The sequence below is a fragment of the Flavobacteriales bacterium genome (assembly GCA_016716605.1).
Lineage (GTDB): Bacteria > Bacteroidota > Bacteroidia > Flavobacteriales_F > PHOS-HE28 > PHOS-HE28.
This window is the reverse complement of sequence record JADJWA010000001.1, coordinates 3487845-3504994: the sequence shown is the minus strand read 5'-3', so window position 1 is coordinate 3504994 and position 17150 is coordinate 3487845. Positions and strand designations below refer to the sequence as shown.

Here is a 17150-nt window from a genome sequence, read left to right as displayed (position 1 = left end):
GGCTATTGGGTGTTGTTCTTCACCACGGTGAACACCACGGCGGCGGTGCTCAGCGTGCTGAGGATGATGGAGAGGATCTCGATGTTTATCCGGGCCGGGCGCGCGCGCAGGTGGGGCACGAACACCACATCGTTGGGCAGCAGGTAGTAGTACTCCGAGCGCAGCACTTCGGTGGTGCTCAGGTCAACGTACAGGGCCTGCACGCCGCGGTCGCTCTGCCGCATCAGCGTTACATGGCTCTTGTCCGCGAGCTCCACTGGGCCGCCGGCCATGCTGAGCGCATCGAGGATGGTGATCTGGTTGTTATAGACCATGTAGGTGCCGGGCCGGCTCACCGCGCCTAGCAGGCTCACGCGCCAGTTCACCATCTTCAGGATCACCGTGGCGTTGGTGAAGTACTCGTTGATCTTGCGCTGCACCAGGTCCTGCGCCTCTCCCAAAGTGAGGCCCTGCAGCTTCACCTTGCCCACCTGGGGCAGGTGCACGTAGCCGTTCTTGTCCACCGAGAAGCCGTTCACGTAGAGCATGGCGTCGTTCACGCCCATGCCGCCGCCCGGCCCTTCGATGTTGAAGTAGCGGTGGGTCTGGTCGTCTAGGCCGAGCACGCGGATGCTGAGCACATCATTCACCTGCAGCCGGTACTCGAACTTCTGGTTCTCGAAGAGCTTGCTGGCACCGGGTGCGAGCGAGGGGTCGTTGAGGTAATTGACGCTGCGGCGGCTCACGCAGGAGGCCAGGAGCAGCAGCGCCAGCGGGAGCAGGAGCCGGTGAGGTGATCGCATGCGGTGCGGGGATGCGGCGGAAAGGGCCTTTTCAGGCACGGCCAAATATAGAGGGGCCTTTCGCGGCGCATCGAAGGAGTGGATGAACCGCCGTCAACGATCGCCCGGTGAAAGCGTGGCCCGATGGGTTCAGCCCTTCAGCAGGCCGCGGCTGATCACGATGCGCTGCACCTCGCTGGTGCCCTCGTAGATCTGGGTGATCTTGGCATCGCGCATCAGGCGCTCCACGTGGTATTCCTTCACGTACCCGTAGCCGCCATGCACCTGCACGGCCTCCACCGTGGTACGCATGGCCACCTCGCTGGCGAACACCTTGGCCATGGCGCTGGCCTGGTCGTAGTTCAGGTGCTTGTCCTTCAGCCAGGCGGCTTTCAGGCAGAGCAGGCGCGCGGCCTCGATCTCGGTGGCCATATCAGCCAGCTTGAAGGCGATCGCCTGATGCTCGCTGATGGCCTTGCCGAAGGCTTTCCGCTCCTTGCTGTAGGCCAGTGCCAGTTCATAGGCGCCGCTGGCGATGCCCAGCGCTTGTGAGGCGATGCCGATGCGGCCGCCGCTCAAGGTCTTCATGGCGAAGGTGAAGCCGAATCCATCAGCGCCGATGCGGTTCTCCTTGGGCACCTTCACATCCTGGAACATCAGGGTGTGGGTGTCGCTGCCGCGGATGCCGAGCTTATCCTCCTTGGCGCCCACCACGAAACCGGGCATGCCCTTCTCCACGATCAGGCAATTGATGCCCTTGTGCCCTTTCGCCGCATCGGTCTGAGCCATTACCAGATAGGTGCTGGCGGATCCGCCGTTGGTGATCCAGTTCTTGGTGCCGTTCAGCAGATAGTGGTCGCCCATATCGATGGCCGTGGTGCGCTGACTGGTGGCATCGCTGCCGGCCTCGGGCTCGCTCAGGCAGAAGGCGCCGATCACTTCGCCCTTGGCCAGCGGCACCAGGTACTTGCGTTTCTGCTCTTCGTTGCCGAAGTGCTCCAGGCCCCAGCACACCAGGCTGTTGTTCACGCTCATCACCACGCTGGTGCTGGCGTCCACCTTGCTGATCTCTTCCATGGCCAGCACATAGCTGATGGTGTCCATGCCGCCGCCGCCGTACTCGGGGCTCACCATCATGCCCAGGAAACCGAGTTCGCCCAGCTGGCGGATCTCATCCTTGGGGAAGCGCTGCTCCCGGTCGCGGTCGATCACGCCCGTCTTCAGCACGTTCTGCGCGAAATCACGCGCTGCGTCGCGCACGGCGAGCTGTTCTTCGCTGAGTTCGAAGTTGAGGCCGGCGAGGGTGTCGGTTGCTTGCATGGTGATGTTCCGTCAAGGGCTGGCGAATGTAAACCAGCTGCACGGTCCGTTGTTCGGTCGACCGGCACCGGGCCCGGGGCCTTCACGGATCGGCGGCTCGCCCACCTACATTTGGCGCCCATCGACCAACACCCCACACACCAGCACATGCCGCTCACGTACCTCTGTTCCGCGCTTCTGGCCCTCACCGTTGCGGCCTGTTCCAGCAGTGATGGCGCGTCCGCGAACGACCAAACAACCAAGAAGAACGTGGAAACCTTACCCGAAGGCGTTTACGCCCGCATCACCACCAGCAAAGGCGTGGTCCTTATCCGATTCGAGCATGAGAAAGCGCCCATGACCGTGGCCAATTTCGTGGCCTTGGCCGAGGGCAAGATGAAGAACACCGCGAAGCCTGAAGGCACGCCGTACTTCGATGGCTTGATCTTCCACCGGGTGATCCCCGGTTTCATGATCCAAGGCGGCTGCCCGCTGGGCACGGGCACCGGGAACCCCGGTTATGCCTTTGCCGATGAGATCCATCCGGAACTGAAGCACACGCGCGCCGGAACGTTGAGCATGGCCAATGCGGGCCCGGCTACGAATGGGAGTCAGTTCTTCATCACCAATGGCCCCACGCCGCACCTTGATGGCCGGCACGCGGTGTTCGGTTATGTGGTGCAGGGCCAGGATGTGGTGGATGCCATTGCGGGCGTGCCCCGGGGCCGCGGCGATCGGCCGAATGAGGATGTGGTGATGCAGAAAGTGGCCATTGAGCGCGTGGGCAAGGCTGCCAAGGCTTGGGATGCCGTAGCCGTGCTCAAGGCCAACCAAGGCAAGTTCGTGCAGCGCTAACGCCTGCTGCCGCGACCAGCACCACGGCCTCCGCCCCGGCGGGGGCCGTTGCTTTTCTCCCGTCTCGTGGGATCGTAGGCCGGTCCGGGCGGAAGGCCCGTTGGCATGGGCATCTTCCTCACCTCGTAGCCGATCAGCGCTTCGATCCGGCCGAATTCGCGCATCTCCTTCTCATTCACGAACGTGATGGCCGTGCCCTTGCGCGCGGCGCGAGCCGTTCGGCCCACGCGGTGAACGTAATCTTCGGGGTCCTTGGGCACATCGTAATTCACCACCAGGTCGATGTCATCGATGTCGATGCCGCGGCTCACCACATCGGTGGCCACCAGGATGCGCAGCTTGCGGTTGCGGAAGGCGAGCATGGTGGCCTCGCGCTCGCTCTGGTCCAGGTCGCTGTGCATGCCGCTGCTGCTGAAGCCGCGCTTCTGCAGGTGCCGGTTCAGGTTCTTCACCTCCACCTTGCGTCCTGCGAAGATCACGATGCTGGTGGCCTCGCTCGACCGCAGGATGTTCTCCAGCACATCGGCCTTCTTCATGTCGTACACCACATAGGCCTGCTGGTCAACGCCTTCTGCGGGCTTGCTCAGCGCGATGGTGATCTCTACGGGATCATGCAGCACCTGCTTGGCCAGCTCGCGTATGACGGGCGGCATGGTGGCGCTGAACATCAGGGTCTGCCGTTCGGCGGGCAGGAATTTGATGATGCGCTTGATGTCGTCGATGAAGCCCATGTCGAGCATGCGGTCGGCTTCGTCGAGCACGAGGAACTCGAGGCCCTTCACCGGCACGTAGCCCAAATTGAGGTGGCTCAGCAATTTGCCGGGCGTGGCGATCACCACTTCAACGCCGCTGGTAAGCGCCTGCTTCTGCTGGTCGAAGGTGTTGCCATCGCTGCCGCCGTAGAGCGGGATGCTGGTGATGGGCGTGTAGTACGCGATGGCCTGCAGCTGTTGGTCGATCTGCAAGGCGAGCTCGCGCGTGGGCACCACCACGAGCGCGCGGATGCTGCCTTCCTCCTTCGGTCTGTAGCCGGTGATCACATCGATGAGCGGGAGAAGGAAGGCGGCGGTCTTCCCAGTGCCGGTCTGCGCGCAGGCGATCAGGTCGCGGTGGCCCAGCGCAGCCGGGATGGCCTGCTGCTGGATGGGAGTGGGCACCTTGATATTCATGGCGTCGAGCCCTTGAAGTAGCTCGTCGCTGATGCCGAGGGAATGGAAATCCATGGGTGGAGGGCGGCTGCGCAGGTTCCTGGATGCGCGCTTAAGCTCTGCCTTGAGCGGGGCCGAAGATAGTCGGCCATATCCGGGCGTTCAGGAAGCCTTGCGCAGGGCGAGGCTATCCGGCGCAGCTTCCACGGCGTATGTGGTCTGGAGCCCAGCTTGGATGCTGATCCGCCCATTGAGCTGCTCGGCCAGCGCCTGCATGAGCTCCATGCCGAAAGTGCCGCGCTGGTGATCGGACGTGGCCGGCGCGCTGTGATCGCAATAGCGCAGGTCCAGGCCACGGGCTGTGCGGCGAAGCACGATGCGGATGGAGCCGTGGGAATCAGGCGCGATGCCGTGCTTGAGGCTGTTGGTGAGCAATTCGTTCACGATCAGGCTGAGCGGCAGCAGGTCTGTGGCGTGCAGCTCGATGGGGTCAGCATCGAGGATGACCGAGATGCGGTCATGGCGGCCGTGGGCCACGATCACGTTGCGGGCCAGTTCCTGCAAATGGTCGCGGATGGGCAGGGCGCTGTCATCGCCCAGGCGGTAGATGGATTGATGCACCAGGGCCATGGCGCTCAGGCGTCCGCGGGCCTCGCGCAGCACCTTTTCAGCAGCAGGGTCGGAGAGGGCCCCGGATTGCATCTGCAAGAGCCCGTCGATCGTCTGCAGGTTGTTCTTCAGGCGGTGGTGCATCTCGCCCAATGCTAGGCCATGTCGCTCCTCGCGCATCAAGGTCTCGGCCAAGCGCATGTTCTGCCGTTGCAACTCGAGGCTGCGGGCATGGATCTCTTCCTTCTGTCGCTCGATCACCGCGCTCTTGAGCTTGCTGCGCTTGGCCGAGCGCTGGTGCCGGAGGGCCAGCATGAGCAATGCAGCGCTCAGGATGGCCAGGCCTGCAAGGGCAGCGACCAGCGCGCGGTTGCTGGCGACCTGGTCCGTGAGCTGCGCCTCAGTGCGCTCCGCGGCGGCAGCCAGGTCGATGCGCTCGCGCTCCCGCGCGTCCAGCTCATGCACCATCATGATGCCCGCGAGTGCGGATTCTCGGGCGCTGCGATGCGCTGAATCGGCCTGTTGCGCGATGGCCTTCAGGTGCTCGTGCGCCGAGCGCCAGTCCTGTGCGGATAGAGCGAGCTGGTAGCCTACGCGGGTCATTGGGGTCGATGTGAGGTTGCTAGGCAGCCTTTCTGAAAGCCGTTCGGCCAACTGGAGATGACGCAGACCATCGTTCATGCGCCCGGTCCCTGCGGCCCATTGGGCCATGTCGATCGCTTGGTTGAAGCGGTCGTGATCATCGCCTTCGGATTCGATGGCATGCCCGGCCTGCGCCAAGTGGGGCAGGGCGTCGCTGTGCTTGTTCAGCGCCATGAGCGCACGCGCCACCAAACGCCGGAGGCGCGCCTGCTCGATGGCCGTCAATGCAGCGGCATTGGCGAATGCGCGCTCCGCGCTGCGCACGAGCTCTTCATATCGGCCAGCATTGAAGAGCGCTTCGAGCAGGAAGCGTTCGGCCCCTGCAATAGCCACCCGGTCGTGCGTGGGCATCCTGATGGCCAGCGCCTGGCGCGCATGCTCCACGGCTTCATCGAGGCGATTCGCGCCGTGATAGGCCTTGGAGAGCTCTTGAAGATCTGCGCTTAGGAGCCCGGGATCACCGATGGCGCGCGAGAGGTCAACCGCGCGCATGGTGCTCTTGATGTGCTCAGGCACGAGCCCCAGACGGAATTGCGCGGTTCGCAGCGCGCACAGGGCCTCATGGATCACGCGTTCCCCGCCGTCGATCTCAGCGATGCGCAACGCATTGGAGGCATGGGCCAGCGCCCCGGCCGGGTCGCTGATGAGCTGTCGCTCCGAGAATGTGCACAAAGCCTTGGCGCGCTCCGCCGCCGACGCATCAGAGTCTAGCACATAACGCAAGCTGTCATTCACATGGGAGGCCATGATGGGTGCACCGCACCATGGCCCGCAAAGCGAGGCGAACACCAACAAGCCAGGGATTCGGATTCGCATGGCGCCTTGGTACGCAGCGCAACAATGCATGTTGCATGGTCGCCCGTATGTTCGCTGCATGCGCGTGGCAGTTGAGGTGTGCGTGGCAACCGTTGAGGAGGCCATGGCAGCGGCGGATGCCGATACTGTGGAGGTGTGCACCTGGTTGGCCTCCGGCGGGGTCACACCCAGCAATGGCTTGGTGGATGCGGTCCGCAGCGCTGTCGGATTGCCCGTGCGCGTACTCGTTCGGCCCACGCCCGGCGGTTTCGTTCATACCGGAGCGCAGGCGCATGCCATCCTGGTGGATGCCGAGGTGTTCGGCGGGGGGGCGCTCGGCATTGTCACCGGGGGGCTCACAGAAGCTGGCGCGCCCGATGCAGCGCTGATGCGGGAGGTGAAGCGCGTGGCCCCGGAGAGCGAGATCACCTTTCACCGTGCCATTGATCATGCGGGCGATATGCTCCTCGCGATCGATGCTTGCCTCGACCTTGGCGTGCAGCGTGTGCTCAGCTCCGGCGGTGAAACACTGGCCATCGATGGTGCTGCGCGTTTGAAGGCGATGGTGGACCGCGCTGGAGACCGGCTCCTGATCGCGGCAGCGGGCGGCATCAATCAGGGCAATGTGGTGGAACTGGTGGAGCGCACCGGCGTGCGCGAGGTCCATTTCGCGGCGCAGCTGGCGGTGAAGCGCGTGGTGCACGGCGCGGCGATGAGTTCGACGCATGCAGGCGTGAGCTTCGATACGGAGCCTGATCTGGCCAAGATCGAAGGGGTGCTGAACGCATTGGTGAAAGCCGGGCTCAGATGAGGCGCTGGCTGGGGGTTGCAGGCATGATCGGCTTGAGGGTTGCTGCCCTCGGTCAGGAAGTCCACATCCCATTGAACGAAGGATGGAGCTTTATGCAAGCGGGCAAAGAGGATTGGCGCAGCGCCGAAGTCCCTGGCGTGGTGCAGACCGATCTGCTGCGGCACGGGCTGATCCCCGACTTCATGAAGGGCAGCAACATCGACAGCGTTCAATGGATCGAGAACGAGGACTGGATCTACCGGCGCACGCTGTTCGTGGCTGATACGCTGCTGCACCATGAGCACCTCGACCTCGTCTTCAAGGGCCTCGACACCTTCGCCGAGGTCTATCTCAACGACTCACTCATCGGCAAGGCCGACAACATGTTCCGCACTTGGGAGTGGAGCATGAAGCCGTTGCTGAAGAAAGGTGAGAACGAGTTGAAGGTCATCTTCCGCAGCCCGATCAAGGAAGGCGCGAAGCTGCGCGAGGCCTACGGCATCCAACTGCCGCACGACAGCGATCCCAGCGGCGTGAGCCCCTACATCCGTAAGGCGGCCTACCAATTCGGCTGGGACTTCTGCCCGAGGCTGGTGACAAGCGGGATCTGGAAGGAGGTGGAGCTGAGGGGGTGGAGCGGGGCGAGGATCTTCGATGTCCTGACCACGCACTCAGGCGACTTGGTGAGTTTCATGGTATTCCCGCAGTATGGCACGAAGGGCATAGAAAAGAAGTTGAAGTACGAAGTGGAGGTGAACGGCCAAAGAGTGGCCGCAGCGCGGAACAGGCCAGGTCACCTATGGAAGCTCTGTGCGAAGCGATCCGACGTCATTCCTGATCGTTGGTTTCCGGCCGGGCATGGTTCGCATGCGGTGCAGAAGGTGATCTATCGAATGCTGAAAGGGAAGGAGCTACTCTCGGAAACATCGATGCCCCTCGCATGGACGGATCATCAATTCAGCGCAAGGTCCGATAGTATCGGGGGCGAGTTCACGGCGTATTCGCACGCGCGCCTACTCTTCGCCAAGGGATGCAATCTGGTGCCGCCTGACCTTGTGCCCTCGCGGATTACCGATAGCGCTTGGGTTGCTCAAGTGAGCCATATGCAGCGCGCGGGTATGAACATGGTGCGTGTGTGGGCTGGCGGCGTCTATCCACCCGATGCTTTTCTCAGCGCTTGCGACACGGCTGGCATCCTGGTCTGGCAGGACTACATGGTTGCAAACCTTTTGCCTGCAGAAGGCCGATTCTTGGCGAACCTGAAGGAAGAGGCAAGGGAGCAGGCCCGACGAATCGCGAAACACCCGAGCACGATCATCTTTTGCGGCAACAATGAGCTTCGGATCGCTTGGCACAATTGGGGATGGCAGGAGCGCTATGGGTTGCACGGCATGGACTCCGTGCGTGTAATCGATTCGAATGAGCGGCTTTGGACGCGCGAGTTTCGACATAGCCTATGGTCGAATTGGTCCGATAGGTACACGGCGACCTCACCGATGAGCAACTGGGGGAATGAAGTCGGCCTGAAGTACGGCGACCTCCACTACTGGGGCGTCTGGCACGGCGACAGCGCCTTCTCCTCATTCAAGAACAACGTGGGCCGCTTCGTGAGCGAATGGGGCTTCCAGAGTTACCCCGACAGCGCTCTGCTGGCCAAGTACATCCATCCGGACAGCCTCTATCTGGGTTCGCCGGCGGTAGCACGGCTGCAGCGCAGTTACAAGACCGACCGGCCCATTTGGGAAGCCATCGAGCGCGAGCTAGGGGAGGAGCGACCCACCACGCTCGGCGGTTTCATCGAGGCCAGCCAGCGCGCCCAGGCCAAGGCCTACCAGATGGCCACCGATGCCCACCTCGATGCCCGCCCGCATTGCATGGGAACCCTGCTCTGGCAGCTCAACGATTGCTGGCCCGGCCCGAGTTGGAGCATCATCGACTACGAGGGCAACCCCAAACCGGCCTACGAGGCGGTGAAGAAGGCATTCGCAAGGCCCTAGCCAAGGCCCTGAACGGAAGGCCCAGCGGGCTACCAACAGCAGTTGTTGACAGGTAGTTGGTTCTCGGCGACCCGGCCCATTGTAAAAACTACCTTCGGCCACCAACTTCACGGACCAAAACCCAAGACCATGTCTCGACTTGGACGCCTGCTCAGCGTTGCGCTGGGCTTCACCCTGATCGCCTCGGCACCTGCCTTCGCACAAGGCGATTGCCTCAATGAGTTCCTCTATCCCTCGGCTGCGGTGACTCCCGATGCCGGTGGTGCGGTGACCATCATCTCCACCTGCAGCTTCGAATCGGAATACTCGCATGTGACCGGAATCCAGAGCGGTGCCACCTATCGCTTCCGGTTGGATTCCGAGGGCTACATCACCGTGCGGGAAGGAACCCCTGAAGGACCCGCGGTCGCACAGGGCTATGCCATCGTGGATTTCACCGCCACCAGCGCGGCCGACCTCTACCCGCACTGGACCATCGATGAGACATGCGCGCAGCAGAGCGAATGCACGGAGACCAGCGTGCAGTTCTTCGGGAATTGCTCGCCTGTGCTCGCCTTTGCCACAGTGGTGGAGGATTGCGCCAGCGGCTTCTTCATGATCAATGTGGATGTGGTGAGCACCGGCGATGGCGCCACGGTGACCATCACCTACGATGTGTTCGGCGCTGTGGTCGATATCCCGGACGTAGGCGTTGGCACCACCGAATTGGGACCGTTCTTCCCCGGCGAGGAAGTGGCCATCCTGGTGCAGCATGAGTCCAATCCGGATTGCAGCCAGGATCTCGGCCTCTTCACGGAGACGGGCGAGTGCCCTGTGTTCATCTTCTGCGGTGACATGGCCCAGTCCTTCAGCTACTGCTACGACAATAGCCAGACGAAAGTGTGGAACTACTCTTCCCTCGGCGGCAGTGGTTCGTTGGTCCTGGAATTCATCAATGGCAACATCGAAGCGAGCTTCAACGACCAGCTCACCATCTATGATGGCACCGACGATACCGCGCCGATCCTGTTCCAGCACAACGCAGGGGCTGTATTCGACCTGAGCGATGTCTTCGTGGCCAGTACCAGCGGGTCGCTGCACATGAAGCTCATCAGCAGCGACTTCGGTTCCTGCGCCGATGGTCAGTTCCAAAGCTGGAACTGGCAGGTGCAATGCCTCAACTGCCAGCTGCCTCAGGCCACGGCCGTGAACGTGGATGATTGCTTGAACAACCAGTTCAGCGTGGATGTGGACGTGCTCAGCACGGGCGATGGCAGCACTGTGACCATCGTTTATGCGGTGGATGGCGGCGCGCCGGAATTCCTTCCCGGTATCGGAGCAGGGATCACCACCCTCGGGCCCTTCACCGTGAATCAGCTGATCTCGGTGTTCGTGCAGCACGAGAGCGACCCCGCATGCAACATCGAGCTGGGCGTGATCACCGATGGCGGTGATTGCCCGAACCTGATCCCTTGTGGATCCCCAGCGTTGGTTGAGACCTATTGCTATGAGCCGAGCGACTTCCAGACCTGGGAGTACCAGAGCATCGGCACGGGCACCTTGCGGCTGCGGTTCATTCGAGGCACCATTGAGAGCAACACCTTCGATGACCTTCGGATCTATGACGGCCCTGATGCCACTGGCACCTTGGTCTTCGAGCACACGAATACGGAAGCATACAACCTGGGCCCGGTGGGCAGCGCCATCAACAATGCGCTCACCACCTATTACGGGGTCGAGATCTACAGCACTACGGGCCAGATCTTCATGGAGATGAGCTCGGATGGCTCGGTGCAATGCGGTGGGCCATTCCCCACCACCACCTACGACGCCTGGGAGTGGGAGGTGGTCTGCCTCGATTGCGAGATCCCGCAGGGCACCGTGACCGTGGTGGATGATTGCGCCAACGACCAGTTCAGCCTGGATGTGGACGTGACCAGCACGGGTGATGCCACCACTGCTTCGGTGATCTACACGGTGGATGGCGGTGCGCCCACCACGCAGACCGGCCTCCCGCTCGGCATCACCACCATCGGCCCCTTCAACTTCGGTGAGATCGTGAACGTGACCCTCGCCCACGAGAGCAACAGCCTCTGCGATATCTCCAAGGGCAACTTCACCGACACCGGCACCTGCCCCGAACTGATCACCTGCGGCACTCCGATCACCGTGAGCTATTGCTACGCGAACAACAACGATGTGCGCTACTACTACCAGGGCACCGGCACCTTCCCCTTGGGCATCCTATTCACAGGGGGGACCGTTTTCGCGGGCGACCTGATCCAGGTATATGACGGCGGCGATATCAACGCACCGCTCATCTACTCCGGCAATGGCAACGCCACGGACATCACGGGCCTCTTCTTCTTCACCACGAATCCGGATCACCGGATGACGGTGCGTATCCTGGCCAACGGATTCACCGATTGCGCCACCAGCGCCACCCAGGTGCCCGTGCAGTTCTCAGTCGATTGCCTCGATTGCGTGCCGCCCACGGCCACCTTCGGCATCGTGCAGGATTGCGCTAATTTCCAGTACTCCGTGGCGGTGGACATCAGCAGCTTGGGCAGCGCAAGCAGCATGGAGATCACCAACACCGGCGGTGCGAGCACGGTCACTGCGAATGCCGCTGGCACATACACGGTTGGCCCCTTCACGAGCGGCACGCCGGTCTCGATCACGATAGTCAATGCGGACAACGGGTTGTGCAGCATCTCATCCGGAAGCCTGGTGAACCCGTTGTGCCCCACCTTCCTCTGCGGATCTACGCCGCTCACCGAGACCTACTGCTATGTGAACAGCGACAACCGCGCCTGGGCTTGGGAGGCGCCGACGCCCGGGGCTACGCTCAACCTCGCCTTCGTGCGCGGCACGGTCGAGAGCAATACCTGGGATGACCTCATCATCTACGACGGGCCGGACGCAAGCAGCCCCATCCTGTTCGAGCATGGTACGGGCACCACGAACCTAGGTCCTCCGGGAAGCGCGATCCTGGGTGCCGTGTTCACCTATGAGACCGTGAACGTGACCAGCACCGGGCAGAACCTGTACATGACCTTCACCTCCGACCCCTCGGTGGCCTGCACAGGAAGCACCAACTACGACCCCTGGGAATGGAACGTGACATGCTCAGGCTGCGCAGCGCCCGGCGTGAGCTACAACATCATGCCCGATTGCCTGCACCGCTCCTATATGACTGAGGTGATCGTGACCGCCCCACCCAGTGCGGACGGCATGACCATCGAGAACGTGATCACCAGCCAGACGCAGACCGTGACCGCTGTCGGGGTGTACAGCTTCGGCCCTTATGAGGTTGATGACCTCTCCATCTTCGGGATCACCGACCTGAGCGAGCCGGGCTGCACCTACTTGAGCGATTCGCTCACCTACCCGAGCGATAGCTGCCACATCGTCTCCTGCGGATTCGACAACTACGAATACTGCTATGAGAACGGTGAGGACCGCTGGTACACCTACGTGTCGCAGATCCCTGTGCCCACCAGCATCCAGTTCCTGCAAGGCCAGATGCTGGCAGGCGACCGCATCGTCGTGTACAACGGCCCGGATGATGGGTCAACGGTGATCTACCAGGGCAACAATGGCGGCAACCTCGCGGGCTTCGCGGTGAACTCCCAGAACCCAGCGAACATCGTGACCCTGCGGATCCAGAGCAATGATGCCGGCTCGTGCGATGATGGCCTTGTGTCGATTCCCTTGCGCTGGACCGTGGGCTGCGGTGCGGTCGGCATCGAAGAAGGATCAGCTGGTGGTTTCAGCCTTTACCCGAACCCGACTGACGGCTTGCTGTACATCGCCTTCGGAGGAACGAAGGGCAAGGCCCGCGTGCGCGTGCTCGATATGAGCGGGCGCACCGCGATCGACGCGCCGGTGAACCTCCAGGCAGGCAGCGTTGGCACCATCGACCTGAGTGCTTTGCAAAGCGGTCAGTACGCCGTTCAGGTGAGCACCGATGAGTGGACCCGCGTGCAGCGCGTGCAAGTGGCGCGCTGATCATTGATGATTCCGAAGAGGCCCCGGCGGAAGCCGGGGCTTCTCTTTTCCGGTTTGTCGTGACCGGTTGGTTGTTCGCGGATGCTCCCCGCGATTCGAAGCCGTCGAGTGATGGAAATCCCCAAGGTGCCGGTCTGTGGCAAATCAGGTGGTGCTCGGCTTCGATGCGAATCAGCCCATTGGAGAAACAGCGGGGCTTCATCGCACAGAATGCCATCCGCTCCAAGCAACGGAGAGCCGTGCCAGCTCCCGAGTCATGCCTCAAGCAGCAATCCCGGATCGTCGATGTGGCGTTGGAGTCAGCAACACCACGAGGCTCTCGATTGCCTTGGATCCAAGGGCTCGTTGCGCATCGCGAAGTTTCATTCCAAGCGTTCCAGCTCAATCGAGGGAATCGCGTTCATCGGATCAACGGTCTGCAGCTCCCCCGCGGGCGGCACCTGGTCCAAACGAAGCCGATTCCCAATCCATGTGAAGCGGTGCGCAATCCCAAGCTCAGCCAGTCCAGGGCCGTAGAGGAATATGACGTCGCCAGCCTCCATGCCAAGGGCGAAGTCCGTGTGCACCTCATAGCGGGTGATGGTGTCCAATCCGAGCAGGCTGCCGTTCGCACTGATTTCGACCACGACCGAATCGCGCAGGTGCTGGTAGCGGCCAGCGACCGTGAGGCTATTGATGCACTCCTGCTCGGAAGTGATGCGGACGAATTGCAACGGAGCCCCTGAATCGGACAGCCAAAGTGAGACTGCGTCCTGGCCGGTATCTGCCGCCAGTCGTACAGTGCTCCAACCGTTCAGCGGATCACCTGCGGGCTCGCCCGCGAAGACTTTATTCGCCGGACGAAAGCCGAGCACGGCCTCAGTTCCGCCTTCATGCGTACCGTGCCAGCTCCAATGCAGGCTGTCACCGGCGGCATTCCGCTCCAGTTCCATGACGAAGATCTCCTTGATCTCATTCCGGCACGTGAAGGGAGATCGCCTTCTTTCCAAGCATTGGCAATAGGACTCTGGCATCCACTGTCCCTCCAACGCCTGAGCAAGGGCACGAGCCTCCATCCCTGAGCGTGCGTCCGGGGCGGGTGCAATTGGATCGGAGCACCCGACCACGAGTGCCATGGCAACGATGATCTGCCGGAACTGGGCATGCTGCAAAACAGCGCGGCCGCTCCATTGGAGCGGCCGCGTCGTTGCTGCTGGTATCGGGATCAACGGCCCATGACCAGCTTCTGCACACTCTGCCCATGCGCGTTCTGTGCGCGCACCAGGTACATCCCATCGGTGAGGCCGATGGTGCGGCCCGCGAGCTCGATGTTGTCGTTGCCCGTGGGCTGGTAGGTATTCTGATAGACCACCGCACCGCGCAGGTCGGTGATGGTCACCTCTGTGGCGTCGGTGCCCATGCCATAGATCTGCAGGGTGAACTGATCATTGGCGGGGTTCGGGAACACCGCGATGAAGTTCTCGCTGAGCCATTCCTGCACGCTCACGGCCGAGCTGCCGAATTGGATGTCGTCGATGAACAGGTCGCCGGAATAGCCGCTGCTGATGTAGCGGAAGCGGAAGCGCATGTTCGGCCCGAGCTGGGAGCTGAGCAGGTTCAAGGTCTTCAGCCTCCAGGAATCGGGTGGGGGAGGCATCTCGTCGAAGTTGCCATTGGTGACCAGGTTGGTGCCGGTGATCTCGCCGGTGGACGTTGTGCCCAGCAGGCTCCAGGTGCGGCCGCAGTTGGAGCTCTGTTCCACGACGAGCTTCTCGGTGATGTTGGCCGGCACGTTCGTGTTGGTGCGGTAGGCGTAACGGAAGCTGAGCTGCGAGATGGGTGCGCCGGTCATGTTGATGTGCGGCGACACCAGGTCGTCGTAATCGCCGATGTTATCGGGGCGGATCAGCTCCAGCGGATCGCGATCTCCGCTGTTCAGGCGCGCACAGGCATTGCCCGAATAGCCGCCACCCTCGAAGCGCTTCCACGAGGTGTGGTTGTTCTCGTAGTTGTAGCCCACCAGCGGGAAGAGATTCTCGCCATCACCATCCTCGAAGTTGATCGCGAAAGCTGTCAGCTCTTCGCTCGAGTTGCCGGCGTAGATGGAGAAATCCTTGGTCTTGGTGTCGCTGCCCTGGTCGTTGCTGACCGTGAGCGTCACGGTCTTCCAGCCGCGAGCCGTGAATTGCACGACCGGGTTGCGCGCTGTGCTGGTGGCCGGGTTGCCGTCCTGGAAGGTCCAGTTCCAAGAGGTGACCGATGCGCGCTGCGTGTTATCGATGAAGCGGACATTGGTATTGATGCAGGTCATGGGCGGGAACGGCACGGGCGGCGTGCTGCTGCCGGGCGATGTGGAGTACTCAACCTGTGCATAGAAATCGGCGATCGGAGCGCAGAGCTGCTCGTGCCCTTCAGCCACGCCGGTGGCGATCAGGTTCTGCTCCGTCCAAAGGTTGTCGCGCTCGAGCACCGGTGATAGCAAGGCCGTGCGCGCGCGCTCGCGCTGTCCTTCGGTGAACATGATGGAGCAGTAGGAGTACTCCATGTAGTTCTGCACGTTCTCGATGGTGCCGCTCTTGCCGCGCACCACCAGGCTGTCGATGCCGAAATAGCCGCTGGGGTCCTCGGCATTGTATGCGTAGATGCGCAGGGTGATGCCCGACTCGCGCAGGCCGAAGCCGGTGTTCGCCGGATTCACGGTGATCACCGTGCCGTCATAGGCCGCATCGTCCGTGAAGAAGCCCACGTTGCCGCCCTCGGCGCTGATGCCCGTGGCGGTGCCCATGGCGATATTCGTGCTGTAGTTGTTCGCGCTGCTGCGCACGGCGAAAGTGCGCGGGCCGTTGTCGCTGCGCATGGCCTTGAAGGTGAGCCCGTAGAAGTAGAGTTGCTGCTGCACCGGCGTATTGATCGTGAACTCGTAGTACTTCCCGGTGTTGATCGAGCCCGTGAGGTTGGCATAGTCCGTCTCCCCATCGTTCGCGCCCGTGTCCCAGTTCGAGAAGGCGAATGCACCGGCCACCGAGCTGTTCGCGGAGACCCCAGTTGCGCTGAAGGGTGAGAGCGGGATGCGCACGGTGGCACTGTCAAGCGAGTCGGCGATGATGGGAATCACGGAGAGGTTGTCCACCGACCCGGATCCCGTGGTGACGCCCTCGAAATCATAGCGTGTTGGCGTAGAAGGAACGATGAAAGGAATTGAGCGGCCGTGGTAGCTCTTGAAGCTCTGCTGGTCGCAATTCCCCCACGGCCGCGTGGTATTATCCGAATGGCCGGGGCCATTGCAACCGCTGGCGGGGCTCCAGCCGCGCGTGATCGGCGTATCCTCCACACCGTCATCGCCGCAATCCGCCTGCATGGCCCATGGCACGCCCGTAGGGCCAGGGATCCCGTTGTTCTCGCCCCACACGTGCGCCAGATCCAGATAGTGCCCAACCTCATGCGTGAGCGCGCGTGAAAGGCCTTCATTCCCGGTGAATGGAATACCGCCTGCATTGCCCGAACGACCAACGTATTGGTGGATGATCATGATGCCATCAAGCACGCTCCAGCCCCCGGGCGTGAAGTAGCCGGCGGCACCGCTGAGGATTCCTCGCACCACGTACACGTTCATGTACTTCTCGCGCGGCCAGGGACGCAGCTTGCTGGTGCCCTCCCCCCGCAGGGTCTCGGTGCTCTGATAGCGGATGATGCCGTTGGTGCAATTCCCCGAAGGGTCCTTGGTGGCCAACTTGAACTGCACACCCATATCGCCGATGCGGTCCTGCATCGAGGGGTGCACCTGTGCGGTGTCCGGGTTCTGCTTCGCCCAATCGCGGTTGAGCACGAACATGGCGTCCTCGATCTGCTCGTTGCTGATGTTCTCCACGCTGTTGAGGTGGATGATGTGGAAGACCACCGGGACGGTGTAGACCACATCGCGGTTCTTGAGGCTCGCGTTGTTGGCCATCAATTGCCGCATCTCGCTGCGGAACTGGGCCATCTTCTGCGCGAAGGCCGGGTCCTTGGCCATTTCCTCGGCCATGCGGCGATCGGTTTCGCACCAATGGGTCTCCTGCGCGATGCCGAAGCTGGCGAGCAGGATGGTGGCCAGGCTGCTGAGTAGGGTACGTTTCATGGTTCCTCTTCGGTTGGGGTCGGTTGCTCCTTGCTTAAGGCGGTCGCAAGATAAACGTGGCTTCGATCGGGCAATGACGCCGTTGCTTGGACCGATGCCGCCGCCGCCCGGTCCGGACCGGACGGAAGCGCCTGCAATGCCTGTTCAGCAAGGCCTGCAGCCGTCCGC

The 17150-nt window shown here is 62.3% G+C and carries 10 protein-coding genes; 4 read left to right on the top strand and 6 right to left on the bottom strand.

Annotation, left to right across the window (positions count from 1 at the left end; all coding sequences use genetic code 11):
* Nucleotides 1–2: 2 nt before the first annotated feature.
* Together IPM12_14210 and IPM12_14205 are read right to left on the bottom strand one after the other, a co-directional pair.
* Nucleotides 3–782 (bottom strand): polysaccharide export protein, encoded by a 780-nt coding sequence (locus IPM12_14210; protein ID MBK9148959.1) that lies wholly within the window; start codon nt 780–782, stop codon nt 3–5.
* Nucleotides 783–911: 129 nt separating this feature from the next.
* On the bottom strand, nt 912–2081 hold the full coding sequence (locus tag IPM12_14205; protein ID MBK9148958.1) for an acyl-CoA dehydrogenase: 1170 nt from the start codon (nt 2079–2081) through the stop codon (nt 912–914).
* A 147-nt stretch (nt 2082–2228) separates the two neighbouring features.
* On the opposite strand from IPM12_14205, the gene IPM12_14200 reads away from it, so the two are divergent.
* On the top strand, nt 2229–2915 hold the full coding sequence (locus IPM12_14200; protein MBK9148957.1) for a peptidylprolyl isomerase: 687 nt from the start codon (nt 2229–2231) through the stop codon (nt 2913–2915).
* On the opposite strand, the gene IPM12_14195 is transcribed toward IPM12_14200, so the two are convergent.
* Together IPM12_14195 and IPM12_14190 are read right to left on the bottom strand one after the other, a co-directional pair.
* Nucleotides 2912–4138, bottom strand: coding sequence for a DEAD/DEAH box helicase (locus IPM12_14195; GenBank protein MBK9148956.1), 1227 nt, complete (start codon nt 4136–4138; stop codon nt 2912–2914). The two genes, IPM12_14200 and IPM12_14195, sit on opposite strands and share 4 nt — an antisense overlap.
* Nucleotides 4139–4225: 87 nt before the next feature.
* Nucleotides 4226–6130, bottom strand: a complete 1905-nt coding sequence (locus IPM12_14190) for a sensor histidine kinase (protein MBK9148955.1) — start codon at nt 6128–6130, stop codon at nt 4226–4228.
* Between the two features lie 58 nt (nt 6131–6188).
* Here IPM12_14190 and IPM12_14185 point away from each other — a divergent pair, with 58 nt between their 5' ends.
* The 3 genes from IPM12_14185 (at nt 6189) to IPM12_14175 (ending at nt 12886) form a co-directional block, all read left to right on the top strand.
* Nucleotides 6189–6920 (top strand): hypothetical protein, encoded by a 732-nt coding sequence (locus IPM12_14185; GenBank protein ID MBK9148954.1) that lies wholly within the window; start codon nt 6189–6191, stop codon nt 6918–6920.
* Nucleotides 6917–8896: a hypothetical protein gene (locus IPM12_14180; GenBank protein ID MBK9148953.1), complete on the top strand. Its 1980-nt coding sequence runs from the start codon at nt 6917–6919 to the stop codon at nt 8894–8896. The genes IPM12_14185 and IPM12_14180 overlap by 4 nt, the downstream gene beginning before the upstream one ends.
* Nucleotides 8897–9025: 129 nt before the next feature.
* Entirely contained in the window at nt 9026–12886 is a 3861-nt protein-coding gene (locus tag IPM12_14175) for a T9SS type A sorting domain-containing protein (GenBank protein ID MBK9148952.1), read from the top strand.
* 362 nt (nt 12887–13248) lie between these two features.
* Here IPM12_14175 and IPM12_14170 read toward each other — a convergent pair whose 3' ends face one another.
* Complete coding sequence (locus tag IPM12_14170; GenBank protein MBK9148951.1) at nt 13249–13818, bottom strand: hypothetical protein; 570 nt, start codon at nt 13816–13818, stop codon at nt 13249–13251.
* A gap of 272 nt (nt 13819–14090) precedes the next feature.
* Entirely contained in the window at nt 14091–16982 is a 2892-nt protein-coding gene (locus IPM12_14165; GenBank protein MBK9148950.1) for a T9SS type A sorting domain-containing protein, read from the bottom strand.
* Nucleotides 16983–17150: the final 168 nt, after the last annotated feature.

Bases quoted from the DNA above. Each gene is read 5' to 3' on its own strand.
- IPM12_14180 (MBK9148953.1), top strand. From the start codon at position 6,917: ATGAGGCGCTGGCTGGGGGTTGCAGGCATGATCGGCTTGAGGGTTGCT.
- IPM12_14165 (MBK9148950.1), bottom strand. From the start codon at position 16,982: ATGAAACGTACCCTACTCAGCAGCCTGGCCACCATCCTGCTCGCCAGC.
- IPM12_14185 (MBK9148954.1), top strand. From the start codon at position 6,189: ATGCGCGTGGCAGTTGAGGTGTGCGTGGCAACCGTTGAGGAGGCCATG.
- IPM12_14170 (MBK9148951.1), bottom strand. From the start codon at position 13,818: ATGGAACTGGAGCGGAATGCCGCCGGTGACAGCCTGCATTGGAGCTGG.
- IPM12_14205 (MBK9148958.1), bottom strand. From the start codon at position 2,081: ATGCAAGCAACCGACACCCTCGCCGGCCTCAACTTCGAACTCAGCGAA.
- IPM12_14195 (MBK9148956.1), bottom strand. From the start codon at position 4,138: ATGGATTTCCATTCCCTCGGCATCAGCGACGAGCTACTTCAAGGGCTC.
- IPM12_14210 (MBK9148959.1), bottom strand. From the start codon at position 782: ATGCGATCACCTCACCGGCTCCTGCTCCCGCTGGCGCTGCTGCTCCTG.
- IPM12_14200 (MBK9148957.1), top strand. From the start codon at position 2,229: ATGCCGCTCACGTACCTCTGTTCCGCGCTTCTGGCCCTCACCGTTGCG.
- IPM12_14175 (MBK9148952.1), top strand. From the start codon at position 9,026: ATGTCTCGACTTGGACGCCTGCTCAGCGTTGCGCTGGGCTTCACCCTG.
- IPM12_14190 (MBK9148955.1), bottom strand. From the start codon at position 6,130: ATGCGAATCCGAATCCCTGGCTTGTTGGTGTTCGCCTCGCTTTGCGGG.